General features: G+C 71.9%; 24 protein-coding genes and 2 pseudogenes. 12 read left to right on the top strand and 14 right to left on the bottom strand.

Going from position 1 to position 25509, the window contains the following annotated elements; genetic code table 11:
* Positions 1-24: 24 nt before the first annotated feature.
* Positions 25-1044, bottom strand: a pseudogene (locus KSF81_RS29390) (MFS transporter); the annotation flags it as partial.
* A 122-nt stretch (positions 1045-1166) separates the two neighbouring features.
* On the opposite strand from KSF81_RS29390, the gene KSF81_RS09500 reads away from it, so the two are divergent.
* The 3 genes from KSF81_RS09500 (at position 1167) to fdxA (ending at position 5303) form a co-directional block, all read left to right on the top strand.
* Positions 1167-4160 (top strand): helicase-related protein, encoded by a 2994-nt coding sequence (locus tag KSF81_RS09500; protein ID WP_408906675.1) that lies wholly within the window; start codon positions 1167-1169, stop codon positions 4158-4160.
* A 410-nt stretch (positions 4161-4570) separates the two neighbouring features.
* Positions 4571-4873 (top strand): RNA-binding S4 domain-containing protein, encoded by a 303-nt coding sequence (locus KSF81_RS09495; RefSeq protein WP_217378772.1) that lies wholly within the window; start codon positions 4571-4573, stop codon positions 4871-4873.
* 97 nt (positions 4874-4970) lie between these two features.
* The gene (fdxA, locus tag KSF81_RS09490; protein WP_217378771.1) at positions 4971-5303 is read left to right on the top strand and encodes a ferredoxin FdxA; all 333 of its coding nucleotides are present in this window, start codon (positions 4971-4973) and stop codon (positions 5301-5303) included.
* A gap of 236 nt (positions 5304-5539) precedes the next feature.
* Here the strand turns inward: fdxA and KSF81_RS29385 are convergent, their stop codons facing one another.
* Positions 5540-6019, bottom strand: a complete 480-nt coding sequence (locus KSF81_RS29385; RefSeq protein ID WP_254453439.1) for a hypothetical protein — start codon at positions 6017-6019, stop codon at positions 5540-5542.
* Positions 6020-6281: 262 nt separating this feature from the next.
* On the opposite strand from KSF81_RS29385, the gene KSF81_RS29380 reads away from it, so the two are divergent.
* Positions 6282-6773 carry a CarD family transcriptional regulator gene (locus KSF81_RS29380; RefSeq protein WP_309139518.1) on the top strand — a complete coding sequence of 164 codons (492 nt, stop codon included), beginning with the start codon at positions 6282-6284 and terminating at the stop codon, positions 6771-6773.
* 251 nt (positions 6774-7024) lie between these two features.
* Positions 7025-7966, top strand: coding sequence for a 2-dehydropantoate 2-reductase (locus tag KSF81_RS09480; RefSeq protein ID WP_217378769.1), 942 nt, complete (start codon positions 7025-7027; stop codon positions 7964-7966).
* A 4-nt stretch (positions 7967-7970) separates the two neighbouring features.
* Here KSF81_RS09480 and KSF81_RS09475 read toward each other — a convergent pair whose 3' ends face one another.
* From KSF81_RS09475 to KSF81_RS09440, 8 genes are all read right to left on the bottom strand, one after another.
* The gene (locus KSF81_RS09475; RefSeq protein ID WP_254453437.1) at positions 7971-9146 is read right to left on the bottom strand and encodes an MFS transporter; all 1176 of its coding nucleotides are present in this window, start codon (positions 9144-9146) and stop codon (positions 7971-7973) included.
* A gap of 63 nt (positions 9147-9209) precedes the next feature.
* Positions 9210-9950, bottom strand: a complete 741-nt coding sequence (locus KSF81_RS09470) for a G1 family glutamic endopeptidase (RefSeq protein WP_256444316.1) — start codon at positions 9948-9950, stop codon at positions 9210-9212.
* 327 nt (positions 9951-10277) lie between these two features.
* Positions 10278-11120, bottom strand: coding sequence for a hypothetical protein (locus KSF81_RS09465; protein ID WP_217378767.1), 843 nt, complete (start codon positions 11118-11120; stop codon positions 10278-10280).
* Between the two features lie 42 nt (positions 11121-11162).
* On the bottom strand, positions 11163-12923 hold the full coding sequence (locus KSF81_RS09460; RefSeq protein WP_217378766.1) for an adenylate/guanylate cyclase domain-containing protein: 1761 nt from the start codon (positions 12921-12923) through the stop codon (positions 11163-11165).
* Between the two features lie 184 nt (positions 12924-13107).
* Positions 13108-13827: a Crp/Fnr family transcriptional regulator gene (locus KSF81_RS09455; protein ID WP_217378765.1), complete on the bottom strand. Its 720-nt coding sequence runs from the start codon at positions 13825-13827 to the stop codon at positions 13108-13110.
* A gap of 153 nt (positions 13828-13980) precedes the next feature.
* A complete protein-coding gene (locus tag KSF81_RS09450; RefSeq protein ID WP_217378764.1) occupies positions 13981-14673 on the bottom strand; it encodes a DJ-1/PfpI family protein in 693 nt (230 codons plus the stop codon).
* Positions 14670-15311, bottom strand: a complete 642-nt coding sequence (locus KSF81_RS09445; protein ID WP_217378763.1) for a TIGR04282 family arsenosugar biosynthesis glycosyltransferase — start codon at positions 15309-15311, stop codon at positions 14670-14672. The genes KSF81_RS09450 and KSF81_RS09445 overlap by 4 nt, the downstream gene beginning before the upstream one ends.
* A complete protein-coding gene (locus KSF81_RS09440) occupies positions 15308-15982 on the bottom strand; it encodes a TIGR04283 family arsenosugar biosynthesis glycosyltransferase (protein ID WP_254453436.1) in 675 nt (224 codons plus the stop codon). Before KSF81_RS09440 ends, KSF81_RS09445 begins: the two co-directional genes overlap by 4 nt.
* A gap of 89 nt (positions 15983-16071) precedes the next feature.
* On the opposite strand from KSF81_RS09440, the gene KSF81_RS09435 reads away from it, so the two are divergent.
* On the top strand, positions 16072-17250 hold the full coding sequence (locus KSF81_RS09435; RefSeq protein WP_217378761.1) for a PA0069 family radical SAM protein: 1179 nt from the start codon (positions 16072-16074) through the stop codon (positions 17248-17250).
* Positions 17251-17357: 107 nt separating this feature from the next.
* On the opposite strand, the gene KSF81_RS09430 is transcribed toward KSF81_RS09435, so the two are convergent.
* Entirely contained in the window at positions 17358-17672 is a 315-nt protein-coding gene (locus KSF81_RS09430; RefSeq protein WP_217378760.1) for a DUF1330 domain-containing protein, read from the bottom strand.
* 2 nt (positions 17673-17674) lie between these two features.
* Positions 17675-18085, bottom strand: a complete 411-nt coding sequence (locus tag KSF81_RS09425; protein WP_217378759.1) for a cupin domain-containing protein — start codon at positions 18083-18085, stop codon at positions 17675-17677.
* Positions 18086-18293: 208 nt separating this feature from the next.
* Between KSF81_RS09425 and KSF81_RS09420 the strand changes: the two genes are divergently transcribed.
* The 4 genes from KSF81_RS09420 to KSF81_RS09405 all read left to right on the top strand — a co-directional run bounded on the left by KSF81_RS09420 (position 18294) and on the right by KSF81_RS09405 (position 22722).
* The gene (locus KSF81_RS09420; protein ID WP_217378758.1) at positions 18294-18917 is read left to right on the top strand and encodes a ribonuclease HII; all 624 of its coding nucleotides are present in this window, start codon (positions 18294-18296) and stop codon (positions 18915-18917) included.
* Positions 18918-18973: 56 nt separating this feature from the next.
* Entirely contained in the window at positions 18974-20059 is a 1086-nt protein-coding gene (locus tag KSF81_RS09415) for a site-specific DNA-methyltransferase (protein ID WP_375293318.1), read from the top strand.
* A 198-nt stretch (positions 20060-20257) separates the two neighbouring features.
* Positions 20258-21409 carry a TIGR03118 family protein gene (locus KSF81_RS09410; protein WP_217378757.1) on the top strand — a complete coding sequence of 384 codons (1152 nt, stop codon included), beginning with the start codon at positions 20258-20260 and terminating at the stop codon, positions 21407-21409.
* A gap of 95 nt (positions 21410-21504) precedes the next feature.
* Entirely contained in the window at positions 21505-22722 is a 1218-nt protein-coding gene (locus tag KSF81_RS09405; protein WP_217378756.1) for a M20/M25/M40 family metallo-hydrolase, read from the top strand.
* A gap of 42 nt (positions 22723-22764) precedes the next feature.
* Here KSF81_RS09405 and KSF81_RS09400 read toward each other — a convergent pair whose 3' ends face one another.
* Positions 22765-23283, bottom strand: a complete 519-nt coding sequence (locus KSF81_RS09400; RefSeq protein ID WP_217378755.1) for a biotin transporter BioY — start codon at positions 23281-23283, stop codon at positions 22765-22767.
* Positions 23280-24390 (bottom strand): annotated as a pseudogene (locus tag KSF81_RS09395) (A/G-specific adenine glycosylase). The gene KSF81_RS09400 and the pseudogene KSF81_RS09395 overlap by 4 nt, the downstream one beginning before the upstream one ends.
* A 2-nt stretch (positions 24391-24392) precedes the next feature.
* Between KSF81_RS09395 and KSF81_RS09390 the strand changes: the two are divergent.
* Positions 24393-24857 (top strand): DUF721 domain-containing protein, encoded by a 465-nt coding sequence (locus tag KSF81_RS09390; protein ID WP_217378754.1) that lies wholly within the window; start codon positions 24393-24395, stop codon positions 24855-24857.
* Between the two features lie 33 nt (positions 24858-24890).
* On the top strand, positions 24891-25505 hold the full coding sequence (locus KSF81_RS09385) for a thioredoxin domain-containing protein (RefSeq protein WP_217378753.1): 615 nt from the start codon (positions 24891-24893) through the stop codon (positions 25503-25505).
* Positions 25506-25509 lie beyond the last annotated feature (4 nt).

The raw sequence follows: 25509 nt of genomic DNA, 5'->3' as shown, positions 1-25509 counted from the left end.
CCGCCGAATTCCCGCATAGAGCGACCCCGAGGCCAGCGTCAGCAGGCCGGAGGCCAGCCCGACACCGAGCGAGGCATGCAGGGTCTGCGCCGTCGCCGCCTGGTTCGGCGGCAGCCCGCCCAGCACCCGCATCGCCGCCAGGTGCTGCGCCCCGAAGGTGACGGCATGCAGCACCTGCACCGCGGCCAGGGCCGGCAGCCAGGTGGTCTCGGCCGTCACCCCCCAGCGCAGCACGCCGCAGCCGGCCGCGATGGCCGCCAGCCCGGCCGGCCCCAGCCGGTCCGCCAGCCGCCGGCCCCAGAGGAACAGCGCCACCTCCGCCACCACCCCCTCGGCCCAGAGCAGGCCGATGATCCCGGCCGAGAGCCCCGCCGCCTGCCAATGGATGGTGGCGAAGCCATAATAGAGGGCGTGGCTGCCCTGGATCAGCGCCGAGAGCGGCAGCAGCCAGGGAAAGGCCGGGTCGCGGAAGGGGGCGGCGAAGCCGGCGCGGCCGCGCGCCTCCGTGGGTTCGGCCGGCAGGCCAAGCCCGGCGAGTGCGGTCAGCAGCAGGCAGAAGGCGAAGAGCCAGACGACGATATTCACGCCGAAACCCGCCACCGCCTGCCCCGCCAGCACCGCCGCCAGGATGAAGCTGGCCGACCCGGCCGAGCGCACCCGCCCGTAATCGAACCGCAGCCGGCGCGAGGCGCCGAGGCAGAGCGCATCCGAGAGCGGCACCACCGGCGCCATGCACAGGCTATAGAGCAGGTTCACCAGCAGCAGCGCGGCGAAGCCCTGTGCCAGCGCAAAGCCGCTCACGGCGCCGGCCGCCAGCAGCGCCGCCAGCACCAGCACACGGCGCGGATCGCCCAGGCCATCGGCGCCGCGGCCGATCACCGGCGCCGCCAGCAGCCGCACCGCCGAGCCGCCGGCCAGCACCAGGGCGATCTCGGAAGGCCCCAGCCCATGCCCGGCCAGCACCGCCGGCAGGAAGGGCATCATCACCCCGATGGCGGCGAATTGGGCGGCGAAGAGCAGCGCGAAGCGAAGCTGTGCCGACATGCGGGGCGGCCTACCCGGCCCGCCCGGTCGGCATCCGGGCGTGGTGGAGGTGGGCCTGCGGCATGCCCGCCCACTACCCCGGGCATGGGCGCGGTTGCAAATCCGCGCGTCCCGGCCCACACATGGCCCCCGTATGCCGGACCAATATCCCCCCCATGTTCGATGCCAGGGTTCGCGCCGTGTTGGGTCCCACCAATACCGGCAAGACCCATCTGGCCATCACCCGCCTGCTGGCCCATTCCAGCGGCATCATCGGCTTTCCGCTGCGCCTGCTGGCGCGCGAGAATTACGACCGCATGGTGGCCGCGAAGGGCGAGCGCCATGTCGCGCTCATCACCGGCGAGGAAAAGATCGTCCCGCCCGAGGCGAAGTGGTTCGCCTGCACGGTGGAGGCCATGCCACTGGATCGCCGCACCGAATTCGTGGCGGTGGACGAGATCCAGCTCTGCGCCGACCCCGATCGCGGCCATGTCTTCACCGACCGGCTGCTGAATGCCCGCGGCCTGGTCGAGACCATGTTCCTCGGCGCCGAGACCATCCGGCCGCTGCTGATGCGCCTGGTGCCCCGCGCCGAGGTCGAGACCCGGCCGCGCCTCAGCCAGCTCTCCCATGCCGGCCCGGCCAAGCTGATGCGGCTGCCGCCACGCTCCGCCGTGGTGGCCTTCTCGGCCAGCGAGGTCTATGCGATCGCCGAGGCCATCCGCCGGCGCCGCGGCGGCTGCGCGGTGGTGATGGGGCGGCTCTCGCCGCGCACCCGCAATGCCCAGGTGGCGCTCTACCAGAACCGGGAAGTGGATTTCCTGGTGGCGACGGATGCCATCGGCATGGGCCTCAACATGGATGTGGACCATGTGGCCTTCGCCAGCCTCAACAAATTCGACGGCCACCTGGCCCGGGCGCTGACCGCGCAGGAGGCCGCGCAGATCGCCGGCCGCGCCGGCCGCGGCATGCGGGACGGCACCTTCGGCGTGACCGGCGATTGCCCGCCCCTGCCGGATGAGATCGTCCACAAGATCGAGAACCACAATTTCGAGCCGTTGCAGACCCTGGCCTGGCGCAACAGCGACCTCGACTTCACCGGCATCGACGCGCTGCTGGACAGCCTGGCCAGGCCGCCGCCCCTCCCCGGCCTCAGCAAGGGGCATGACGCGACCGACCACATCACCCTCTCCATGCTGGCGCGGGAGCCGGAGATCCGGGCCTTGGCCACCAGCCGCGGCCGGCTGCGGCTGCTCTGGGAAGTCTGCCAGGTGCCGGATTTCCGCAAGCTGGCCGATGACAGCCATGTCCAGCTCTGCCGCCGCATCTTCAAGCACATGGCCGAGGATGGCGTGCTGCCGGATGACTGGGTTGCCGGCCAGATCGCCCATTGCGCCAATACCGAGGGCGACCTCGATACGCTGATGGCGCGGCTGGCCAATATCCGGGTCTGGTCCTATGTCGCCGCCCGCGCCGATTGGGTGAAGGACGCCGCCGGCTTCCAGGCCGAGGCCCGCAAGGCCGAGGATGCCGTCAGCGACGCCCTGCATGAACGCCTCACCGCCCGTTTCGTGGACCGCCGCGCCGCGCATCTGATCCGCCGGCTGGACGATGCCGAGGACGACCTGCTCTCCGCCGTCACCCGCCAGGGCGAGGTGGTGGTGGAAGGCCATGCGGTGGGCCGCATCCAGGGCTTCCTGTTCCAGCCGGAGAGCGAGGCCGCCAGTGAGGACGAGCGCCGCCTGGTGCTGCGCGCCGCCCGCCGCGCGCTGCGCGAGGAGATGCCGCGCCGCGTCGCCAGCCTGGAAGTCGCCAAGGACGACGCCTTCGCCCTCACCCCCGGGCATGGCATCACCTGGACCCATACCGGCGCCGAGCCGGCCGAGGTCGCGCGGCTGCGCCCCGGGGCCGAGCCCGCCAAGCCGCAGGTGGAGGTGATCGCCTCCGAATTCCTGGACGGCGCGCAGCGCGAGCGGGTGCGGGCGCGGCTGGCCAGATTCGTCGAGACCCTGGTGGCCCGCGAGCTCGGCGCCATCGCCGCGGTTGAGGCCAAGGCGGAAGCCGAGGGCGCGCTGCGCGGCCCGGCCTTCCTGCTGCGGGAATCCCTCGGCATCGCGCCGGGCGGGACGGAGGCCAATATCGGCTCCGACCTCAGGCAGAAGCTGAAGAGCATCGGCGTCCGCGCCGGCCGCTTCGCGCTGTTCCTGCCGGAGGCGCTGAAGCCGCGCGCCATGGCGCTGCGGGCGCAGATCTGGTCGCTGGCGCGCGACATCCCGACCCCGGCGCTGCCGGCGCCCGGGCTGGTGGCGCTGCAGCTCCGCGAGCCGCCCGAGGGCGAGGCGAATCCGCCGCCGCCCGCCGGCTGGCCCCAGGGCTTCGCCCAGGCCATGGGCTGGCTGCCCGCCGGGCCGGTGCTGCTGCGGCTGGACGTGGCGGAGCGGATCGCCGCCGAACTCGGCTTCCTCACCCGCCGCGCCCCGGCGCCGCCGCCGTCGGACCTCGCCAGCCGGCTCGGGGTCAAGGCGGATACGCTGGGGGTGACGCTGGCCGCGCTCGGCTTCCGGCTGCTGGAGCCGGTGCCGCTCGAGGAAGGCCTGCATGGCCCGCCGACGCCGCTCCGGGTGGCGCAGCCGCGGCCGCAGCACCATCACCATCGCGGCTCCCGCCCCGGCGGCCCGCCGCAGCAGGCGCAGGGCCAGGGGCGGCCGCAGCGGGAGCGCCGGCCGCAGCACGGCCAGGTTCGGGGCGGCCAGGCTCAGGGCCGGCCCGAGGCGGCAACGGCCGGGCCAGGCCGGGAATCGCCCTTCTACGGCCCGCCCATCCCGCCCGAATTGCGGCCGCAGCGCGGCCCGCGGCCGGAGCACGGCCAGCGGCATGGCGGCAAGCCCTGGCAGGGGCAGCCGCGGCATGGCGGGGCACGGCATGGCGGGGGCCAGGAGGGCCGGGGCGAGGGCCAGAGGGCCGGGCATGGTGGCGACCACGGGCACGGCCCGAGGCAGGACCAGCCGCGCCAACCCTATCAGGGCCGCGACCAAAGGCAGGGCCCGCCCGGCAGGGGGGAGCCGCGCAAGCCGCCGGAGCCACGGATCAACCCGGATTCGCCCTTCGCCATCCTGGCCAAGCTCAAGCTACGCTAGAGCGGATCGCCGCAGGGCGGAACCGCCCGGAGGCGTGAACCTGCTCTACAAACAACAGGTTACAACAGCGTGCCGAACCATCAATTCGGCACGCCGCTGTAGTGGCGCAAATCCAACGGAAGGGCCCGGAGGATTTGCACCGCCAGCCTTGGTTTGGTGGGCCGCTTCACCTGGCGCCTGGAGGCCGGCGTCAGGATCCGACCACTGGTATCCGGTCCCGCGGCGCCGCCCTGCATTGCCGGCGACGAATCCCGGATCACGGGCCTTTGCCCCAGGGGTGCGCTGCACTGCGGCACCCCGGACCGCGTTGCAGGAATGTCGCTCTCCGGGGCGGAATTCTCCTCGTCGTGCTGGCCTGCCCTTCCCCGGACCGGGCCGCAAGGGTGGCACCTTCCGGGGTGGGACAGCAAATGATGGCGGCCGAGGCCGAGGATCAGGACTGGCAGCGGTTGGACAAGTGGCTCTGGTGCGCGCGGGTGGCGAAGACCCGGGCCGCCTGCGCCAGGCTGGTCGAGGCGGGCGGGTTCCGGGTGAATCGCCAGCCCGTGGCCAAGCCGCATGCCCGGCTCCGCGCTGGCGATGTGCTGACCTTCGCGCTTGGCTCGGCGGAACGGGGCGTGGTGCGGGTCTGGCGGGTGCTGGCGCTGGGTGGCCGGCGCGGCCCGGCGCCCGAGGCCCGCATGCTTTATGAAGACCTTTCGGCACCACCCTGATTGACCCGCCCGCCGACTGCGGCTTGCCAGCGCCGTGGCCACGGTCCATGTCTCGGCCCGCCGCCCGGTGACGGCCCGTGCAAGGAACCACCGAACCGTGACCTATGTCGTTCTCGAAAATTGCATCAAATGCAAATACATGGACTGCGTGGAAGTCTGTCCCGTGGACTGCTTCTATGTCGGTGAAAATATGCTGGTGATTCATCCCGACGAATGCATCGACTGCGGGGTGTGCGAGCCGGAATGTCCCGCCGAGGCGATCGTGCCGGACAGCGACGACCGCGCCGCCGAATTCGCCGAGCTCAACCGCGCCTATGCAGCGCAATGGCCGAACATCACCCGCAAGGGTGAGCCGCCGGTGGATGCGGATGAATGGAAGGACAAGCCCGGCAAGCGGGAGCTGTTCAGCCCGGAGCCTGGCAAGCCCTGACCTGGGGGATGCGGAGGGGTGGTGACTCCGCTTCCAATTAATGTTATCGTTTCCAGGATGATAGAAGAGTCAGCCGATCCTGGAATGTTGCTTTCTGGAGGGTTGCCCATGGCTGGCAGCCAGTCCTTCGGCGCACCATATGGGGACCGATGGCGCGCAGGGTGAATCGGACCGGCCCCAGGTCGACGAATTGATGTGGCTATGGCCGGCGGGGGGCGGGAGATGCCTGGCGCCTGTCAGCATGCGGCCAATGCCGCAGGAGAGTTGTCTGGTATGAAGGCACCCGCCCGCGCCCCAGCCCGCGCCAAGGCATCCGGCAAGCGCCCCGCTTCGGCAGGCAGCGAGGACAAGGTTCGCCGCCCCTCCGCCCAGGCGAAGAAGGTTGACGCCCCGCGCCGCAGCGCCGCGCCGCCCGCACCCAAAACCGCCGCACCCAAATCGGCTCCGGCGAAATCGGTCCCGGCGAAATCGGCTGCCGCCAAGATTCCCGCCAAGCCGGCCATGAAGCAATCGGCGGTGAAGCCGCAGGCCGTCAAGCCCGCGCCGAAGCCTGCCACCAGGCCGGCCGCGAATGCCAAGGCCCCGGTGCCCGCGAAGCAAGCCGTCCCGCCCGCCACCAAGGCCCCGACGCAGCCTGCCAGGCCCGCGGCGCCGCCGAGGCACGAGGCCGGCACATCCGGCCAGGCACCGGCCGCAGTGGCGCCGAAGCAGGCCAAGCCGGCCGCCGTCCTCCGGCCTGCCGCCGCGCCGCCGGCGAAGCCGCAGCCCGAGGCGAAGCCCGAACCCCGGCGCCCCGCGCCGCCCAAATCCGCGACCGCAGCCTCGCCGGGCCCTGGCCTGGCTGAGATGCAGGCCGCCGCACCCATGCCACCAGCCCCTCCGCCCGCGCCTGTCGCGGCAAGCCCCACAGCCTCCGCGCCGCCCATGCAGCGGCGCGAAGGTCCACCTCATCTCCATCCAAGGCCGCATTCGAAAGTCGTGGGATTCAAGGCCGGCGATCACGTCGTCTACCCGACCCACGGGGTCGGCACCGTGCAGGGCATCGAGACGATGCATGCCGCGGGCTATGCGCTGCAGGTCATCGTCGTCACCTTCGACGAGAACCGGATGACCCTGCGGGTGCCGGTGGGCAAGGCCGCCTCCTCGGGGCTGCGCATGCTCGCCAGCACCGAGGCCATGCAGGAGGCCCTGGACACGCTGAAGGGCCGGGCGCGCATCAAGCGCACCATGTGGTCCCGCCGCGCCCAGGAATACGAGGCGAAGATCAATTCCGGCGACCCCGTGGCGATCGCCGAGGTGGTGCGCGACCTGCACCGCAATGCCGGCCAGCCCGACCAGTCCTTCTCCGAGCGGCAGATCTACGAGCAGGCGCTGGACCGCCTGGCCACCGAGGTCGCCGCCATCGACCGCAACGACAAGGTGGCCGCCACGGAGAAGATCCTGCAGCACCTGAAGTCCGGCACCGGCTGAATCCCTGTTCCCCTCCCCCCGCAAGGCGGGGGAGGGTCTGCTTGCGCCAGCCGCTTCAAGCCGCCCGGCGCAGGTGCCCCCGGTCATCGGTGGCGTCGGTCCTGCCGCAGCACCAGGATCGGGTCGAGCCCCATGCGCCCCGCCGGGCCGGCCAGGCGGTGGTGCCGGCGCGTCAGGGCGCGGCGCATGGCTTCCTGCACAGGGAGAGCCGGTGTAACCCTCCTGTTGCAGAATTGGGGAGGAATGGGACGATGCGCATCCTGGTGCTCGGGGCCGGCGCGCTCGGCGGCTATTTCGGCGGGCGGCTGCTGGAGGCGGGCGCGGAGGTCGCCTTCCTGGTCCGCCCCCGCCGGCAGGCGCAGCTTGCCGCCGATGGACTGGTGATCGAGAGCCCCTTCGGCGGGCTGCGCCGCCAGGTGGCGACCCTGGCGCCGGGGGAGGCCGGGCCGGGCTGGGACCTGGTGCTGCTCACCTGCAAGGCCTACGACCTGGAGGAGGCCATCGCCACCATCCGCCCGGCGGTGGATGCCCGCACCGCGGTGCTGCCGGTGCTGAACGGGCTTTCCCATATCGAGACCCTGCAACGCGAATTCGGTGCCGGGCACGTGCTCGGCGGCATCGCCAAGATCCAGGCGACGCTGGCGCCGGACGGCACCGTGCGGCACCTGAACGACTGGCGCTACCTCACCTTCGGTGAGACCGACGGAACCATGAGCCCCCGGGTCCAGGCCCTGGCAGAGCTTTGCGCCCGCGCCCCCGGCGTGGTGGCGGAGGCGGTGCCGGATGTGATGTTCCGGATGTGGGAGAAGCTGGTGCATCTCGGCACCAGCGCCATCGGCACCGTGCTGATGCGCGCCAATACCGGGGAGATCGCCCGCGCCCCCGGTGGCGTGGCCTTCATGCACCGGGTGCTGGCGCGCAACGCTGCCATCGCCGCGGCGAACGGGCATGCGATGCGGGAGGGCTACCTGGCGGATTTCCGCGCTCTCTTCGCCGACCCGGCCGGCGCCTATGCCACCTCCATGCTGCGCGACCTCGAGGCCGGCGGGCGGATCGAGTCCGACCACATCCTGGGCTTCCTGCTGGAGGCGGCGCGCAAGGCCGGCGTGCCGGAGGAGGCGCATGAGGCGGCCTATCTCCACGCCAAGGCCTATGAGCAGCGGCGCGACGCGGGGCGGCTGCCGGGACGGTAGGTTCCTACCCCCGCCGCCCCAGCCGCAGGCCCAGCGCCAGCATCACCGCCGCGGCGAGCGCCAGCGCCGGGGCTTGGCCCAGTGCTCCGCTCGCCAAGCCGACCAGCACCGGCCCCAGCGACTGGCCGACAAAGAAGTGGAAGGCATGCAGCGACACGGCGGAGCCCCTGGCCTCCGGCGCCACCTCCGTCACCCGGGTCTGGATGCTGTTGTGGACCATGTAGAATCCCACCCCCAGCAGCAGCCCCGCGGCGATGAACAGCAGCGCCAGCGGCGCCAGGGCGAAGCCCAGCAGCGCCAGCCCGGCCAGCGCGCCGCCAAGCACCACCATGCGTGACTGGCCGATCCGGGCCAGGAGCGGCCGCGCCACCGCGGCATAGACGAAGCCGCCGCAGCCGAAGGCGGCCACCGCCAGCCCTGCCTCCAGCGTGCCGCCGAGGCCGCGCGCCTGGAGCCAGGGCGCGAAATAGGGGAAGGAGCCGAAGATCAGCACGCCCTCCACCAGCACCGCGCCATAGAGCAGCCGTGCCGCCGGCAGGCGGAGGATGGCGCCATAGCGCCTCACCGCCCGCACCGGGTCGAAGCGGCTGCGCGGCTCGGGCGGTCCCGGTGGCGGCGCCAGCAGCATCACCAGCGCGGCGGCCAGCGCCAGGCCGCCGCAAAGGCCCAGCACTCCGCGCCAGCCCATCAGCGGGGCCAGCAGCCCGGCCAGCGCGCCGCCGGCGATCTGCCCGCCGATGGCGAAGACGATCAGGCGGCTGAGCGCGACCTGCCTTTCCCGCATCGGCACCGCATCGCCCACCGCCGCCAGGGTCAGCGGCATGATGCCGCCCGCCGCCGCGCCGGCCAGGCCGCGCAGCAGGATCAGGCTGGTCAGGTCCGGGGCGAAGGGCGCCGCCAGGGTGAAAACCGCCAGCAGACAGAGCGCCACCCGGATGATGCGCCGCTTGCCCAGCGCATCGCCGAAGGGGCCGAGCACCGGCTGGATCAGCGCGAAGGGCAGCGCATAGGCGGTGGCGAGCAGCGCCGCCCGATTCGGCGTCACCTCGAATTCCGCTGCCAGCGCCGCGATGAAGGGATCGGTGACGCGGGCGGTGAGCGCACCCGCGAAGGAGGCCAGGCCGAGAAGCAGGATCAGGCGCCGGATGCGCTGCGGCGGGTCAGCGGAGTGGGGCGCCATCCGGGGCATGATGCGCCGCGCCCAGGCGCGGCGCAATCCGGGCCCGCCCCCGGGCCGCGCGCTTCAGCGTTGCTGGCAGCGCACCTCGGCGGTGCGTTGGTCGAGCTTCTTCGGCACCGAGATGACGGCGACCCGGGAGGGATTCGGCAGCATCTCGTACATCCGGATCAGCCCGGCGCCGCGCAGCAGTTGGCGCCTTGCGGCGGCGGGCGGGTGGCGCGACCGCACGACACAGTCCGCGAACTCGACGGTGCCATAATCGGGCAGCGGGTAGAGTCGGGCGCTGCCGGGCACGGTTGGCCGCTCCATGATCCATTCCGCCGTGGTCCCGAGAACCCTGGCAGTCACGAAGGGCCCATTCGGCTCTGGCTGGTACTTGGGCGCCAGCACCTGGATGGTGGCGAAGACTCCGGGGCTGCTGCGGTTCTTGATATGGAAGCGCACCAGGTCGGGCGTCATGGCGCGGAGGATGCAAATCACCTCGTCCCCCGGCCGCACCGGCACGTTCTTGAGGATCACCGGCAGCAGCTCCTGCCCGCGCACCCACCATTGCCACCAGCTCTGCGTCACCGGCGGCCCGGCCTGGCCGCCCGTGACCGTGACGCTCTGCACGGTGCCGATCTGCGGCAGCCCGGCCACCCAGCGGCGGTAGCCATCCAGCCCCACCCAGGCGGAGCAGGCATATTCCGCATCCGCCGGGCGCGGCTTCGGCTCCGGCACGCGCCAGACTCCGGCCGCATGGATCAGGCGGCGGCCATGGCTCGGCGTGACATAGGCGCCTGACCAATTGAGGCTTTTCTCCAGGCGCGAGATGGCGATGTCGGCGCGGCCGGTCCGCAGCTCCCCCCTCGCCCATCTCTGCGGAGATGTGGGATTGGCGCAGTTGGAACTTGGCGTCGTAGGAGAATTCCGGCTCGACGAAGCGCAGCGGCTTCGAGAAGGCCAGCCGCCAGAGTGCGTACCACTCCGGCTCCACTTCAGGATCGGGCCGCTCCGGCAGGCCGAAGAATTCGAGCCTCTCGCGGCTCGCGGTCAGCGGGTCGAAGCCTTCCGGCGGCGTCGGAAGCTGCTGGTGGCGCCGCTCGGCCTCCTGCTGCGTCCTTTCGGCGAGCCTGAAGCGAGGATCCTCGATCATGGCCATTCCCCCCGCGCCTCGGCCAGGGTTTCGGCGAAGCGGTCGGGCTCGCCGACCGGATGCGGCATCCTGTTCGGGTCATTCAGTATGCCGAAGGCAGCGAGGGCCAGGTTCTTGCCGGCCGTGCTGTCGCTTTCGAAATGCAGCCCGGCGATCTCCCGGTTGCGGGCGATGCGGGTGGCCAGCGCGTCCAGCAGCGCCGCCCATTGGTCCCGGGGCGGATCGACGTTGAAAACCGCCTTCATGCACGCGGCCATCAGATGCGCCTGGGTGGCATGGCCGCTGGGATAGGAGGCGTGGCCCGGCACCGGCACCGGCGGCAGCAGCGCCGGGCAGTATTGCGAGGGGCGGGTCCGGTTGAACTCCCGCTTGAAGTGCATGGAGGTCATCAGCCCGACCAGTTCCGCGATGTGCAGCAGCCGGCGGGTGGCCGGATGGGAGCGCACGGTGATGCCGAGCAGCCCCATGAAATAGGCCGTGAAGCCGTCATCCTGCATCAGGATCTCGCCCAGCGCATCGGCCCGCTCATCCTCCGCCGCGACCACGAGATCGGCGATCTCACCTGCCGGGGCGCCGGCGGCCGGCGGCGGCACGACGATGGTGCCCGCCCATCCGGCGGTGGCGAAATCCGCCAGGGTGAGCCAGGCCAGCAGGTCCTGCCGCCAGAGGCTCTCCGGGAAGACCGCATTGTCGATCTGCTGCTGCGCGAGGCCGGACGTGGCGACGAAGGGCAGATCCACCCGGTCGGCGAATACCAGGATGCCGCTGCCGAGATTGCCGATATTGCCCGTATTCCCGGTATTGCCCGTATTGCCGGTATTCCCCGTATTGCCCGTCATGCGCCGTCCCTCCTCCTGTGGCCTGGCCAGGCCCGGCCAGGGTCAGTCCGGCAGGCCAGCCTGCCGGAGCCTCTCGACGAATAGCTCGCGGGTCGCACCGCGCAGCGGTGTCCGCGCGGCGAAGGCCGCGAGGGAGAAGCTGGGATCGATCTGCAGCAGGCGCTGTGCGGTAGCGCACGCCTCCTCCTGCCAGCCGATCGCCACCAGGCTGGCGATCAGCGCCCGGGTGGCCGGCTGGTGGCGCGGGTTCTGCGCCACGGCGCGCCGGCCCCAGACCACCGCGGCCTCGAAATCGCCGTTGGTGTAATGCGCCTGGGAGAGGATGTGCTCGAAGAAGAAGACGAAGGGATCGAGGGGCGAAAGGCGCAGCCCGCGTTCGGCGCGCTGCACCGCGCCCGGTCCTTCGCCCAGGAAGCAGCAATTGGCGCCGCTGAAGGCCCAGGCCAGGGCGCAATTCGGGCCGACCGCCAGGGCATGGTCAAGAAGCTGGGCCGCGGCCGCGTAGTCCTTCTGGACGTATCCCGCGACATAGCCCTGGACCGCCAGCGCCAGGGCGTCGTTGCCATTGCGCTCGGTCGCTGCGGCGGCGGCGCGCGCGGCCGCCGCATGGTCCGCCATGGGATCGGCGGACCAGCCCTGGGCGATGCGCATCGCGTGCCACCAGGCGGCATAGGCATGCGCCGGCGCATAGCCGGGATCATGCGCGATGGCCTGTTGCAGCAGGCCGCGGGCGCGGGCGAAGGATTCCCGGTCCAGCCGGTGGAACTGGTCCAGCGCCTGCAGCACCAGGTCGTAGGCGGTCAGGTTGTCCGGGTGCTTGCGCATCGCCCGCAGCAGCTCCCGCTGCCGCACATGCGGCGCGATCGCGCCCACGACCTGGGTGGAGATCCGGTCCTGCACCTCGAAGAGGTCTTCCATGTCGCCGTCGTGGCGGTCGGCATGGATGACGGTGCCGGTTTCCGTATCGGCCAGCTCGGTGCCGATCCGCAGCCGGTTGCGGGCCTGGAGGACGCTGCCCGAGAGCACGTAGCGCACGCCGAGCTCCCGCCCCACCGCCCGCACATCCGTCCTCTGGTTGCCATAGCCGAGAGTCGAGCTGAGGGAGATGACGAAAAGCCCCTCCAGCCCGGAGAGGACCTGGACGATTCCCTCGATGATGCCATGCGCGAAATAGGCCTGGTCGGGGTCGGTCCGCTGCATCCGGAAGGGCAGCACCGCGATGGAGGGTCGATCTTCCGGCAGCGCGGGGCCGGGCGCGGGCGCGGAGGCCGCCAGCCCGGCGGTGTGGCGCACGCTGTAGGCGCGCACCGGCCGGGTCAGGTTCTTCAGGAAGAAGTCGCCGAGATCCACGGCCGCGATCCCCGGCCGGCCGCCGATCTGCTCGGCGACCGCGCCGGAGACCACCAGGCCGCCCGGCTCGGCATAGGTCTGCAGCCGGGCCGCGATGTTGACGCCATCGCCGAAGATGTCGTGCGCCTCGATGATGGCATCGGCGACGTTGAGGCCCATGCGGAAGCCGATGCGCCGGTCCGGCGGCTCGGCCACCTCCCGCTCCTGCACCTGCCGCTGGATGCAGAGCGCGCATTGCGCCGCCTCGGAGGCGCTGCCGAAGATGGCGAGGAAGCCGTCACCGGTGTGCTTGATGACCTGGCCGTGCAGCGCCGCGATGCTGGGCTGCATCACCTCGAACCACAGCCGCATCATCCGGGCATGCGTGCCCTCCTCGTCGGCTTCCATCAGCCGGCTGTAGCCGGCCGCGTCGGCAGCCAGCACGGCGACGAGGCGGCGCTCGGCGGGGCTCAAGATTCGGCCGCTGCAGAAGGGCGCGCGCGCATCCGATCAGCCCTGAGGGAATTGGTATGCAAAACCTTACAGGACTGCCGCGGCGATAGGGAAGTGGCTCGGGCGTCCACGGCCGTCAGTTGCAACGGCCGCAGTCCGCACCAGCGGGATGCGCCGCTCCGGCCCTGCGGTGCGGACCGGCCGATCAGGGATCGGGGCCGTCGCGGATTCCGGCGTCGATCAGCGCCCGGAGCACCCTTGGCTGCGGCAGCAGGATGCCGCCGCCGGTGCGGGCCAGCAGCCCCTCCCGTGACAATTCGGTCATCTCGCGCGAAACCGCCTCGCGCCGGGCACCGATGCGCGCGGCCAGTTCGTGCTGCGGCGGCGGCGGGCTGACAATGCGTGGCGCCTCGCTGCTCACCTTGCCCCGCTGCTCGCGCGAGAGGCGCAGCAGCTCGGCGCAGAGCCGGAGCCGGACCGAGAGGGCGTCCCGCTCCAGCGCCCTTTCGGTCTGCAGGCGCAGCTTGGCGGCCAGCAACCGCAGCAGCCTGTCGCAGACCGGCGGCACCGCATGGATGATCGCCAGGAAGGTGGCGGCGGGCAGAGCACAAATGCGCGAGCGGGTGATCGCCGTCACATTCGCCGAGCGCGGCCGGCCGTCGATCGCCGCGATCTCGCCGAACAGCTCCCCGGCGGCAAGGTCGGCCAGGATCATCTCGCGCCCGGACGGCGTGCGGATGATGACGCGCGCCAGGCCAGAGACGACGAACTGCACCTCCGTGGAGCGGTCCTCGAAATCCAGGAGCACGTCGCCAGGCCCGCAGCTCCGCCAGGAGGCCTGCCGGTCGAAGCCGGAGAGCAGCGCGGGATCGGCGCCGTGGAAGAAAGGCAGGGCTGCCAGGCGATCAGGCAGTTCGGGCTGCATCGGATGAACCCTCGGGAGGTCCAGCAGGACTCCAGCATGCACCATCCGGCCGGACCTGACACCGGGATGCACGCCTGTCCGCTCCATCGATCGCAGCCTGGCGCGGCGGTTTGGTCCGCTACTGTGCGCACGAACACATCGTGCGGGCGTCCGTCACCCCGCCGGCAGCCGCGCCGCCACCCGCGCCACCAGCGCCTCGCGCTCCGCCCGCATGCCGGCGCCGCGCTGCCGCGCGCCGGCCAGCACCTCGGCCGGTGCGGTCTCCGGCGTGCCGGCGCTGAAGGGCGGCGCCGGGGCGTATTCGATCTGTAACTGGATCGCCTGCGCCACTGCCGGCCCGGCGATCTCGGCGGCGATGGTCAGCGCGAAATCGATCCCGGCCGTCACGCCACCGCCGGTGAAAAGCTTGCCGTCCCGCACCACCCGCGCCTGCACCGGCCTGGCGCCGAGCGCGGCGAGGAAATCATGGCTTGCCCAATGCGTGGTGGCCTGCCGGCCGCGCAGCAGCCCCGCCGCGCCCAGCACCAGCGCGCCGGTGCAGACCGAGGTGACGTAGCGCGCCCCTGCCGCCTGATGGCGCAGGAATTCCAGCACCTCCTGGTCCTCCATCAGCGCCGCCACGCCGGGGCCGCCGGGGACGCAGATGACGTCGAGCTGCGGGCATTCGGCCAGGCTGGTGTCCGGCAGCAGGCCGAGGCCGCTATCGGCGCGCACCGGGTCGAGCGTCTTCCACAGCATCCGCACCCGGGCGCCGGGCAGGCGGCTCAGCACCTCGAAGGGGCCGGTGAGGTCGAGCTGGGTGAGGCGGGGAAAAAGAAGGAAGCCGATCTCGAGGGTTCCGGTCATGGGTGCGTTCCTCCCTGTTGCGCTGGCGATGCTGGCATGGCTGGCGCCAGGCGCGAAGCGGCAGGCGCCGCGCAGCGCAGCGCCGCGAGATCCGCCGCCGTGTCCACGTCCCGCAGGCGGCGGAGCAGCGCCACGCGCCTCCCCCGGAAATTCACCAGGGTATCGGCGAGCGCGTGTTCGCTGGACCAGCGCACCGCGGCAAAGGGCCGCTCCGGCCGGCGCGGGCCGAGGCCGACCAGCCAATAGCCACCATCCTCCGCCGGGCCGAAGACCGCCTCCGCGCGGCCCAGCGCCCGGAAGGCGGCGGCGATGTCGGCGGGGCCGAGGCCGGGGATGTCGCTGCCCACCAGCACGGCGCGGCGATGCGGCGCCAGCGCCCGCTGCATCCGCGCCCCGAGATCGCCACCGCCCTGCGGCCGCCGGACCGGGCCGGCCGGCCAGCGCGCCCGTGCCCGGTCCGGCGTGACGGCCAGCACGGTGCGCCAGCGCCGGTCGCGCGCGAGGCGCCGGGCCAGGCTGGCAAGCTGCCCACGGTAGAAGCGCAGCGCCGCCACCGCGCCGATGCCCCGCGCCAGCCGCCGCTTCACCAGGCCGAGCCGCGGGGCACGGGCAAAGATCACCAGCGTGTCGCCCCTCATGCGTAGAGCCGCCGGATCAGGCTTGGCGGCACGCCGAGGAACCAGAGGGAAAGACAGGCCAGGTTGCGGGCCGAGCGGCGGCGCCAACCCTCCCGCCGCCAGCGCTCGGCGGAGGTGAGCGCCGCCACCGGCAATGCCACCAGGCGGCGGCGGCCGAGGCGGCGGACCAGGTCCACATCCTCCATCAGCGGCAGCGGCCGGAAGCCGCCGATCCGGTCGTAGAGCGTGCGGGAGAGCAGCAGCCCCTGGTCGCCATAGGGCAGCGCCAGCACCCGGCAGCGCCAGGCCACCAGCCGTTCCAGCCGGCGCGCCTCGGGCGTGGCATCGTCCAACGCGAATGTGAAATAGGCGGCGCGGCCGGCATTGCCGGGAACCCGCATGAAATCGCGCGCGGCGGCGGCCCAGCCGGGCGCCGGGCGGGTATCGGCATGCAGGAAGAGCAGCCATTCGCCGGGCGCCGCCGCGGCCCCGGCGGCAAGCTGGAGGCCACGGCCCGGCGGGCTGCGGACCACGGTGGCGCCGAGGCTTTGCGCGAGGTCCGGCGTGCCGTCCCGGCTGCCGCCATCCACCACCACCACCGAGGCCCGCGCTTCCGCGCAGGCGGCCAGGGTCGCCTCCAGGCAGCCGGCGGCGTTGAGGGTCGGGATGATGATGGTCAGGCTTTGTTCCAAGTATGCATTAACCAATAGTTCTTTGTCTGTTCTTGACAGCCGCCTCGGGGGTTTGGCACGGTGTCCGTGAACAGAGAAGGAACGGGGCCATGCCGGACGGGCTGCTGCAGCCAGATTCCGCCATCTTCCCCGGCCCGCGCAAGGGCCGGGGCGCCGTCTCCAACCCTGCCGTGCGCTTCGAGGCCACGGCGCGGGAGGCATTCGACGATGGCTGGGGGTCGCTGGCCGACCTGGCCGATCTGCCGCCGCTGCCGACCACGCTGCTGAAGGACAGCGCGAGGACGGCGATGGCCTGGAATGCCTCGCCGGATATCGGCTTCGACCGGTCCATCAATCCCTATCGCGGCTGCGAGCATGGCTGCATCTACTGCTATGCGCGGCCGACCCATGCCTATCTCGGCCATTCCCCCGGCCTCGACTTCGAAACCCGGCTCTATTTCAAGCCGGACCTGCCGGCGCTGCTGGAGCGGGAGCTGCGCAAGCCCGGCTATGTGGCGCGGCCGGTGGCACTCGGTGCCAATACCGATCCCTACCAGCCGGTGGAGCGCACGCTGTCGCTCACCCGGCAGGTGCTGGAGGTGCTGGAGCGCTTCGGCCATCCGGTGACCATCGTCACCAAATCCGCCGGCGTGCTGCGGGACCTCGACATCCTGCAAAACCTGGCGCGGCGCAACCTGGTGCATGTCTGCCTCTCCGTCACCACGCTCGACAACGGGCTTGCCCGCAGCATGGAGCCGCGTGCCGCGGCGCCGGCCCGGCGGCTGGCGGCGATCCAGGCGCTGGCGCAGGCCGGCATCCCCACCGCCGTGCTGGCGGCGCCGATGATCCCCGGCCTCAACGACGCCGAGCTTGAGCGCATCCTGGCCGCCTGCGCCGCGGCCGGCGCCACCCGCGCGGGCTATGTGCTGCTGCGCCTGCCGCTCGAGATCCGGCAGATGTTCGAGGACTGGCTCCGCACGCATCTGCCCGACCGCGCGGCGCGGGTGCTGGCGCTGGTGCGGCAGACGCGGGCGGGCCGGATGAACGACAGCGGCTTCGGCACCCGCCAGACCGGCACCGGCGCCTATGCCGATATGCTGGCCGACCGCTTCCGGGTGGCGAGCAGCCGGCTCGGCCTGAACCGCACCGACGTCCGTACCCAGGGGCTGGATTGCGGGCAATTCGCCGTGCCGGATGCGGCCCCGCGGGCGAAGGTGCCGGTGGGCGAGCGGCCGGAGGCGCCGCCGCCGCGGCAGCGCCAGCCGGAGGCGCAGCTCGCGCTGCTGTAGTCCAACGCCGTCCCGACTGGAATCGCCTTGCGATTCCAGTCGGGACGGCAAAGTTGGTCGATCCATGAGGCTGGGCCACAGCTTGAAAGGCTGTGGCCCAGCCCGGCCTATTGTCCGGCAGCCTGCGGCCCGTCATAGCCCTCGACCACGGCGATGTCGGCGGTGGCCTTGCCCTGGCGCAGCGCCTTGGCCTTCGCGTATTCGGGCGAGCGGTAGCATTGCAGCGCCGCGTCGTAATCCGGGAATTCGATCACCACGAGGCGCGACCTGCCCTGGCCCTCGACCACCTCGGACCGGCCGCCGCGAACCCGGAATCGGCCGCCGTATTTCCGCAGCGAGGTCTGGATTTCCGCCTGATAGGCCTTGTAGCCCTCCGGGTCGCTGATATCGACCTGCGCGATCCAATAGCCTTTCGCCGCCATGCTCATGCTCCTTCCCTGATCGGGGCCTGTCCGGTGAAGAATTCGTGCCCCTCCGCGAAGTGGTTGGGCTTCATGAAGACCGAGAGGAACACCGCGCCCTGGGGCGAGCGCGCGAGATGCGTGTTGCCGGCCGGGCGCCAGACGAAGCTGCCGGGACCGCATTCGCCCTCGTCATCCACCAGGCTGCCTTCCAGCATGTAGGTCTGCTCGATGCCGGTATGCTCGTGCAGCGGCACCACCGCGCCGGGCGCCAGCCGGAACAGCATGGTGGACATGCCGGTCGCAGGGTCGCTGAACAGCAACTTCATCTCGATGCCGGGGAATTTCGTGGCCTCCCAGGGCAGATGCGCGGCATCGACGTAGCGGGAGGGCGGCGAGGGCTCGTCGGCCAGCAGGCGCTGCATCACGGGCATGGCGGCTTCCTCCATGGGCATTGCGGGCAAGCCTAGAGCGGATCGCGGACGGACGTGAACGTCCGGGAGCGTGAATCCGCTCTGCAAGCAAAGAGCTACAACGGATTGCGTTCGTTCCTGAACGCAATCCGCTGTAGACCGCAACCGGCCCCGCTGTCCCCAGGCACCGCCCTTCGCCAATCGCCCGTGCCGCGCTACCCTCGCCCGCATGCCCGACTTCGCGCTTGAGGCGGCGGCAGGCGGCCGCGTGGCGGGGGTGGACGAGGCCGGGCGCGGCCCCCTCGCCGGCCCCGTGCTCGCCGCCGCCGTGGTCTTCCCCGCCGGGGTGCCGCCGGCGCTCGCCCTGCTGCTCGATGACAGCAAGCGGCTGCGGCCGGCGGCGCGCGAGGCCGCCTTCGCCGCGCTGCGCGCCGCCGCCGCGGTGGGCACGGTGGAATTCGCCATCGCCGCCGCCTCGGTGGCCGAGATCGGCCGGCTCAACATCCTGCGCGCCACGCATCTCGCCATGGCCCGCGCGGTGGCCAGGCTGCCCTTTGCCCCGGCACTGGCCCTGGTGGACGGCAACCAGCCGCCGCGCCTCGGCTGCGCGGTGCGCTGCGTGGTGGGCGGCGATGCGGCCTCCTTCTCCATCGCCGCCGCCTCCATCCTGGCGAAGGTGGTGCGGGACCGGGCCATGGCGCGGCTCGACCCGCGCTGGCCGGCCTATGGTTTCGCCGCCCATGCTGGCTACCCGACCGGCCGGCACCGGGAGGCCCTGGCGAAGCATGGCCCCTGCCCGCATCACCGCAGGGGATTCTCACCCGTGGAACAGGCGCTTATAAGCTTCAGTTGACCCGGGGACTCGGCGCAGCGATGCTGGCCCTCGGGGGATTTGCGAGGGAGACCAGCGTGGGGACGGGGCTCGATCTGCCCCTCGACCAGATTCTGGTCGGGGACTGCATCGGTTTGATGCAGAGCCTGCCACCGGCCTCGGTGCATGCGATCTTCGCGGACCCGCCCTACAACCTCCAGCTCAAGGGCGATCTGCGCCGGCCGGATGACAGCCTGGTGGATGGCGTCGATGACGCCTGGGACCGCTTCGACGACCTGGCCGCCTATGACGCCTTCACCCGCGAATGGCTCACCCAGGCACGGCGCGTGCTGCGCAAGGACGGCACCATCTGGGTGATCGGCAGCTACCACAACGTCTTCCGCCTCGGCGCCGCCTTGCAGGACCTGGGATTCTGGGTGCTGAACGACGTCATCTGGCGCAAGGCGAACCCGATGCCGAATTTCCGCGGCCGGCGCTTCACCAATGCGCATGAGACGCTGATCTGGGCGGCGCGCGGCCCGGAGAGCCGCTACCGCTTCAACTACGCCGCCATGAAGTCGCTGAACGAGGACCTGCAGATGCGGAGCGACTGGTTCATCCCGCTCTGCACCGGGGCCGAGAGGCTGCGCGACGGCGCCGGCGCCAAGCTGCACCCGACCCAGAAGCCGGAGGCGCTGCTGCACCGGGTGATCCTCTCCTGCACCAATCCGGGCGATGTCGTGCTGGACCCCTTCCTCGGCACCGGCACCACCGGGGCGGTGGCGCGCCGCCTCGGCCGCCGCTTCATCGGGCTGGAGCGGGACGAGAATTACGCCAATGCCGCCGCCGCCCGCATCGCCTCGGTGCAGCCCCTGTCGGAGGCGGCGGCGAGCGTGACGCCGATGAAGCGGGAGCAGCCGCGCATCCCCTTCGGCACGCTGGTGGAGCGCGGGCTGGTGCCACCCGGCACGGAGCTGGTGGACCGGCTGCGGCGCTGGCGCGCGACGGTTGTGGCGGATGGCTCGCTCCGCTGCGGCAAGGCGCAGGGCTCCATCCATCAGGTGGGCGCGCAGGTGCAGGAGGCGCCGAGCTGCAATGGCTGGGCCTTCTGGCATGTCGAGACGCGGGAGGGCGGGCTGCGCGTGCTGGACGCATTCCGGGCGGAGATCACCGGGCGGGGTTGAGATCCGCGCCGCCGAGAAGACCACGGCGAAGCGGCAGCGGGCAGCCGCCCTTACCTGAAATTTCCTACAGCCTGGAATGCCTGGCCGGGTCCAGCGGTTAATCCTGTGTTCCACGTGCCGCCACGCTGACGCGCATGGGCGACGGACAACCCTGTCCACCGTGGCGGACCGTCCGGAAACGCAAGGGAGAATCCTGCCATGCTGTCAGATGATCTCTCCAACGACGAACGCGTGCAGATGGTCCCCGTGTTGCAAGCCAACCTGGTCTCTGACGGCTTCGTGCCGGCGGACCATACCGATCCGAACCTGGTCAATCCCTGGGGCGTCTCCCACAGCGCGACCAGCCCCTTCTGGGTGTCGGACAACGGCACCGGGGTCTCGACGCTCTATAATGGCGCCGGTGCCTCCTTCCCGCTGGCCAGCCCGCTTGTGGTCACCATCCCCTCGCCGCCCGGCCAGACCGACCATTCCACGCCGACCGGACAGGTATTCAACACCACCGCCAGCGGCTTCACCGTGTCGGAGGACGGCAGGTCCGGTTCCGCGGTCTTCCTCTTCGCCACCGAGGACGGGACCATCTCCGGCTGGAACCCGACGGTGGATGGCACCCATGCGATCCTCGCCGTCGACAATCATGCGATCCTCGCCGTCGACAATTCGGATGCGGGCGCCGTCTACAAGGGCCTCGCCATTGCCAGCACGGATGGGAGCGAGCAGCTCTACGCCGCCAATTTCCACGACGGGACGGTGGACGTCTTCGACAGCAGCTTCAAGCAGGTGAACAGCTTCACCGATCCCTTCGTGCCGAAGGACTATGCCCCGTTCAATGTGCAGGTGCTCGACGGGCACCTCTTCGTCACCTTCGCGCAGCAGGATGACGAGAAGCACGACGACGTGGCCGGTCCCGGCCATGGCTTCGTGGATGAATTCGACCTCAGCGGCCATCTGCTGGAGCGGGTGGCGGCGAACGGGCCGCTCGATTCGCCCTGGGGCCTCGCCATCGCGCCGGACAGCTTCGGGACCTTGGCGGGCGATCTCCTCATCGGGAATTTCGGCGACGGCACCATCAATGTCTTCGACCGCGAGACCAATGCCTTTGCCGGCAAGCTGGAAGGCGCCGATGGGCAACCCGTGCAGATCGACGGCCTCTGGGCCCTCATCACCGGCAATGGCGGCAATGGCGGCGACCCGAACAGGGTCTACTTCACTGCCGGGCCGCAGGAGGAGACGCACGGGTTGTTCGGCAGCCTGACGCCGCTGCCGACGACACCGGGCGGAGAGGTGGACTGGAACGCGCTCGCTGCCCAGGTGCAGGCCAATTTCGCCGCCACGGGGCATTGGTTCGTCTGAAGCCCGGCTGACGACCGGGCGCGACCGCGCGGCGGCATCTCTTGACGGACCCTCTGTGGCTGTCCGATCACGCACCACCGACCGTCGAGGGAAAGATGCCCCGCACCGCCGCCGAGACCATCGCCACCATCCTTGCCGACCCCCGCTTCCAGGCCGCCGTCGCGGTCCTGGAACGCGAGCACGACCGCACCGTCGAGGATATCGTCACGCTGACGGAAATCCCCTCGCCGCCCTTCGGCGAGGAAGCGCGCGCCGCCGCCTATCTGGAGATGCTCCGCGCGCATGGGCTGGAGGAGGTGGAGCAGGACGCCGCCGGCAACGTCATGGGCCTGCGCCGCGGCACCGGCAACGGCTCGCTCATCGTGGTGGCCGCGCATCTCGACACGGTCTTTCCCGCCGGCACCGATGTGCGGGTGCGGCGGGAGGGGACGAAGCTCTTTGCCCCCGGCGTCGGCGACGACACCCGCAGCCTGGCCGTGAACCTCGCCTTCATCCGCGCCATGGACCAGGCCGGCATCCGCACCCGCAGCGACATCCTCTTCGTCGGCGATGTCGGCGAGGAGGGGCTGGGCGACCTGCGCGGCGTGCGGCACCTCTTCACCGAGGGCCGGCACCGCGACCGCATCGGCGCCTTCTTCACCGTGGACAGCCCGGAGATGGACCGCATCGTGACAGGCGGCGTCGGCAGCAAGCGCTTCCGCGTGGTGTTCCGCGGCCCGGGCGGCCACAGCTTCGCGGCCTTCGGCCTGGTGAACCCGGCCTATGCCATGGCCCGCGCCAGCCTGGCCCTGGCGGAGATCGAGGCGCCGCGCGCGCCGCGCACCACGCATTGCGTCAGCGTGCTCGGCGGCGGCACCTCGGTGAACGCCATCCCGAACGAGGTCTGGATGGAGGTGGATCTCCGCTCCGAATCCGCCGCCGAACTGGCGCGGCTGGAGGCACGGTTCAGGGCCGGGGTCGAGGCCGCGGTGGCGGCGGAGAATGCCGCGCGCTCCTGCCGCGAGGGCCCGGTGACGGTGGAGTTGCGGCCGATCGGCGATCGCCCGGCCGGCAGCACGCCGGCGGGCAGCGAGATCGTGCAGCTCGCCACCGCCGCCATCGCCGCGCATGGCTTCACGCCGAAGCACGAGGCCTCCTCGACGGATGCCAATATCCCGATGAGCCTCGGCATCCCCGCCATCAAGATCGGCAGCGGCGGGCGCGGCGGCCGGGCGCATTCCCTGGAGGAATGGATCGATGTGGAGAGGGGCGAGAGCCTGCGCGGTATGTCCGCCGGCCTCGCCGCGATCCTGGCGGTGGCGGGGATGGGCTGAGGCCTCCCCTGCGGAGCGCTGGAGAGTCGAGGCCGGCCCGGCTCAGCGCCGCGCCGCGCGCAGCACCGCCAGGGCCAGCGCCGTCTTCACCAGCGTGGCCGGCAGGAAGAGCAGGAAGCCCGCCATCCAGGCCCGCTCCAGCCCGACGAAGCCGCCGAGCCACAGCACGCCCGGGACGAAGAGCGCCAGATGCGCCGCCAGCAGCCACCCGGCCTGCCGCCACCAGGCGCCGCGCGCGGCTTGGCCAGCAATCCAGGCGGCGGGCAGGAAGCCCAGCAGATAGCCGGCGGTCGGCCCCGCCAGCACCGCCGGCCCGCCCAGGCCACCGGCGAAGACCGGCAGGCCCAGCGCACCCTCCAGCAGATAGGCGGCCACCGAGGCCATCCCCAGCCGCGCCCCGCCCAGCGCCCCCAGCAGCAGCACCGCCAGGCTTTGCAGCGTCGCCGGCACCGGCCAGAGCGGCAGGCTGACCTGCGCGCTGGCCGCCAGCACGGCGGAGCCGAGCAGGGCGAGGCCCCAGAAACGCAGGGTGTCGCGGGGGGTGGCGAGGGCGGGGCTCATTCAGGACTCTCCGGCAGGCGGGGCGGCGCGTGTGGCACGGCTGCCGCCGCCTCGGCAAGCGCCAGCAGGCGGCGCATCACCGTGGGCAGGGCGGCGGCCACCTCGGCCAGTGGCCGCGACTCCATCCCCGCCGGCGGAGCCAGAAGCGGCACGGAGGCGGCGTAGAGCACCATCTCCAGCTCGAAATGCGTGAAGCCGTGCCGCGCCAGGCCGGGCAGGCGGCGCCATTCCAGGCCAGGCAGTGGCGCCTGCGCCAGCGCCTCGGCCTCCCCCCCAGGGTGCCTCCTGCCAGGGCGTGCCGGGGAGTTCCAGCATGCCGCCGAGCAAGCCGCGCGGCGGGCGGCGACGGAGCAGCACCCCGCCCCCGGCATCCGTCAGCAGGAAATGCGTGCCATGCCGCAGCGGCCGCGCCCGCCTCTGCGCCTTGCGCGGCAATTCCGCCTGGATGCCGCGCCGCTGCGCCACGCAATCGCCGCGCCAGGGACAGAGCGCGCAGGCCGGAGCCTTCGGCGTGCAGATTGTGGCGCCGAGGTCGAACAGCGCCTGCGCGAAATCCCCCGGCCGTGCCCGCACCGCCGGCTGCTCCAGGAAGCCCTGGGCCAGGGCGGCGAGGCGCGGCCGGGCGCCGGGCAGCGCCTCCTCCACCGCGGTGATCCGGGCGACCACTCGCTCCACATTGGCATCCACCGGCACCACGGGCTGGTCGAAGGCAATGGCGGCCACCGCCGCCGCGGTATAGGCGCCGATGCCGGGCAGGGCGCGCAACGCCCCGGCCTCGCGCGGGAAGCCCCCGGCCGCGGCCACCACCCGGGCACAGGCATGCAGGTTGCGGGCACGGGCGTAGTAGCCGAGCCCCGCCCATTCCTCCATCACCGCCGCCTCGGGCGCCGCGGCCAGCGCCTCTACGGTGGGGAAGCGTTCAAGGAAACGGGCGAATCGAGGCCCTACCGCTGCCACCGTGGTCTGCTGCAACATCACCTCGGAGAGCCAGACGCGGTATGGGTCCGCCACGCCGGTTTCGCTGCGGAAGGGCAGGCTGCGCCGGTGCCGGTCATACCAGGCGAGCAGGGCGGGGGCGGGCGGCAAGGGGGCAGGATCTGGGGGCATGCATGGCGAAAGATAGCGACGATCCGCGATTCGTCTTCGGGCCACGCCCGCTCGGCATCCTGATGCCGCGCCTGACCCGGCCGGTCTTCCGCAAAAAAAGCCCCGCCGGGGCCCTGCTGATGGCCGATTGGGCGGAGGTGGTCGGGCCCTCCCTCGCCGCCGTTACCACCCCCCGCCGGCTGAGCGCCGGCAGCCTCACCATCGCCTGCGCCGGGCCGGTGGCGATGGAGCTCACGCATCTGGCGCCGCAGCTCATCGCCCGGATCAATGCCCATCTCGGCCGCCAGGCGGTGGAGCGGCTGCGCTTCGTCCAGCAAGCCGCCGGCCCCGCCCCCGCCCGCCCCCGGCCCGCCCCGGACGCCCCCCTTCCCGCCCCCGTCGAGGCCGCCGTCGCCGGCATTCCAGGCGAGGAATTGCGGGAGGCGCTGGCAAAGCTCGGCCGGGGCGTTTATCGGAGCCGAGGCTGATATCATCCCGCCATCCTTCCTTGGGGAACCCGCATGCGCCTGCCCCGCCGAACCCTTCTCGCCGCCACGGCCAGTGTCCTGGCTGTCCCCGCCTTCGCCCAGGCCCCGGCCGACCCGCGGCTGGCCGAGCGCGGCATCGGCCGCCCGGATGCGCCGGTGCGGGTGCTGGAATTCTTCTCCCTCACCTGCAGCCATTGCGCCGCCTTCCACCACGAGACCTTCCCGCAGGTGAAGCGGAACCTGGTGGAGACCGGCGCCATCCGCCTGGTCTGGCGCGACTTCCCGCTGGACCAATTGGCGCTGCTGGCCGCCGCCGTGGCCCGCTCCCTGCCGGCGGAGCGCTATGAGGGCTTCATCGGCGCCCTGCTCTCCTCGCAGGACCGCTGGGCCTTCACCCGCAGCGGCAACCCGCAGGAGGAACTGGCCAAGATGGCCGGGCTGGCCGGCATGAGCCGGTCGCAATTCGAGGCGGTGCAGCAGGATGAGGGCCTGAAGCGCGCCATCCTGGAACAGCGCCAGCTCGCCGAGCGGGAATACCAGGTGCAGGCGACCCCGAGCTTCGCCTTCATCCGCGGCGGCCAGACCCGCAACCAGTCCGGCAGCATGTCCTTCGACCGCTTCAAGCAGTTGGTCGAGGGCCGGGCTTGACGCA

The organism is Siccirubricoccus sp. G192 (genome assembly GCF_019084075.1).
GTDB lineage: Bacteria > Pseudomonadota > Alphaproteobacteria > Acetobacterales > Acetobacteraceae > G192.
The sequence above is the reverse complement of the archived record's forward strand: the minus strand, read 5'-3'. Positions and strand labels throughout refer to the sequence as shown.

Coding starts and splice junctions, on each gene's coding strand:
- KSF81_RS09500 (WP_408906675.1), top strand. CDS start 1,167: ATGGCCCCCGTATGCCGGACCAATATCCCCCCCATGTTCGATGCCAGG.
- KSF81_RS09495 (WP_217378772.1), top strand. CDS start 4,571: ATGATGGCGGCCGAGGCCGAGGATCAGGACTGGCAGCGGTTGGACAAG.
- KSF81_RS09480 (WP_217378769.1), top strand. CDS start 7,025: ATGCGCATCCTGGTGCTCGGGGCCGGCGCGCTCGGCGGCTATTTCGGC.
- KSF81_RS09475 (WP_254453437.1), bottom strand. CDS start 9,146: ATGGCGCCCCACTCCGCTGACCCGCCGCAGCGCATCCGGCGCCTGATC.
- KSF81_RS09465 (WP_217378767.1), bottom strand. CDS start 11,120: ATGACGGGCAATACGGGGAATACCGGCAATACGGGCAATACCGGGAAT.
- KSF81_RS09455 (WP_217378765.1), bottom strand. CDS start 13,827: ATGCAGCCCGAACTGCCTGATCGCCTGGCAGCCCTGCCTTTCTTCCAC.
- KSF81_RS09450 (WP_217378764.1), bottom strand. CDS start 14,673: ATGACCGGAACCCTCGAGATCGGCTTCCTTCTTTTTCCCCGCCTCACC.
- KSF81_RS09445 (WP_217378763.1), bottom strand. CDS start 15,311: ATGAGGGGCGACACGCTGGTGATCTTTGCCCGTGCCCCGCGGCTCGGC.
- KSF81_RS09435 (WP_217378761.1), top strand. CDS start 16,072: ATGCCGGACGGGCTGCTGCAGCCAGATTCCGCCATCTTCCCCGGCCCG.
- KSF81_RS09430 (WP_217378760.1), bottom strand. CDS start 17,672: ATGGCGGCGAAAGGCTATTGGATCGCGCAGGTCGATATCAGCGACCCG.
- KSF81_RS09425 (WP_217378759.1), bottom strand. CDS start 18,085: ATGCCCGTGATGCAGCGCCTGCTGGCCGACGAGCCCTCGCCGCCCTCC.
- KSF81_RS09420 (WP_217378758.1), top strand. CDS start 18,294: ATGCCCGACTTCGCGCTTGAGGCGGCGGCAGGCGGCCGCGTGGCGGGG.
- KSF81_RS09410 (WP_217378757.1), top strand. CDS start 20,258: ATGCTGTCAGATGATCTCTCCAACGACGAACGCGTGCAGATGGTCCCC.
- KSF81_RS09405 (WP_217378756.1), top strand. CDS start 21,505: ATGCCCCGCACCGCCGCCGAGACCATCGCCACCATCCTTGCCGACCCC.
- KSF81_RS09400 (WP_217378755.1), bottom strand. CDS start 23,283: ATGAGCCCCGCCCTCGCCACCCCCCGCGACACCCTGCGTTTCTGGGGC.
- KSF81_RS09390 (WP_217378754.1), top strand. CDS start 24,393: ATGGCGAAAGATAGCGACGATCCGCGATTCGTCTTCGGGCCACGCCCG.
- KSF81_RS09385 (WP_217378753.1), top strand. CDS start 24,891: ATGCGCCTGCCCCGCCGAACCCTTCTCGCCGCCACGGCCAGTGTCCTG.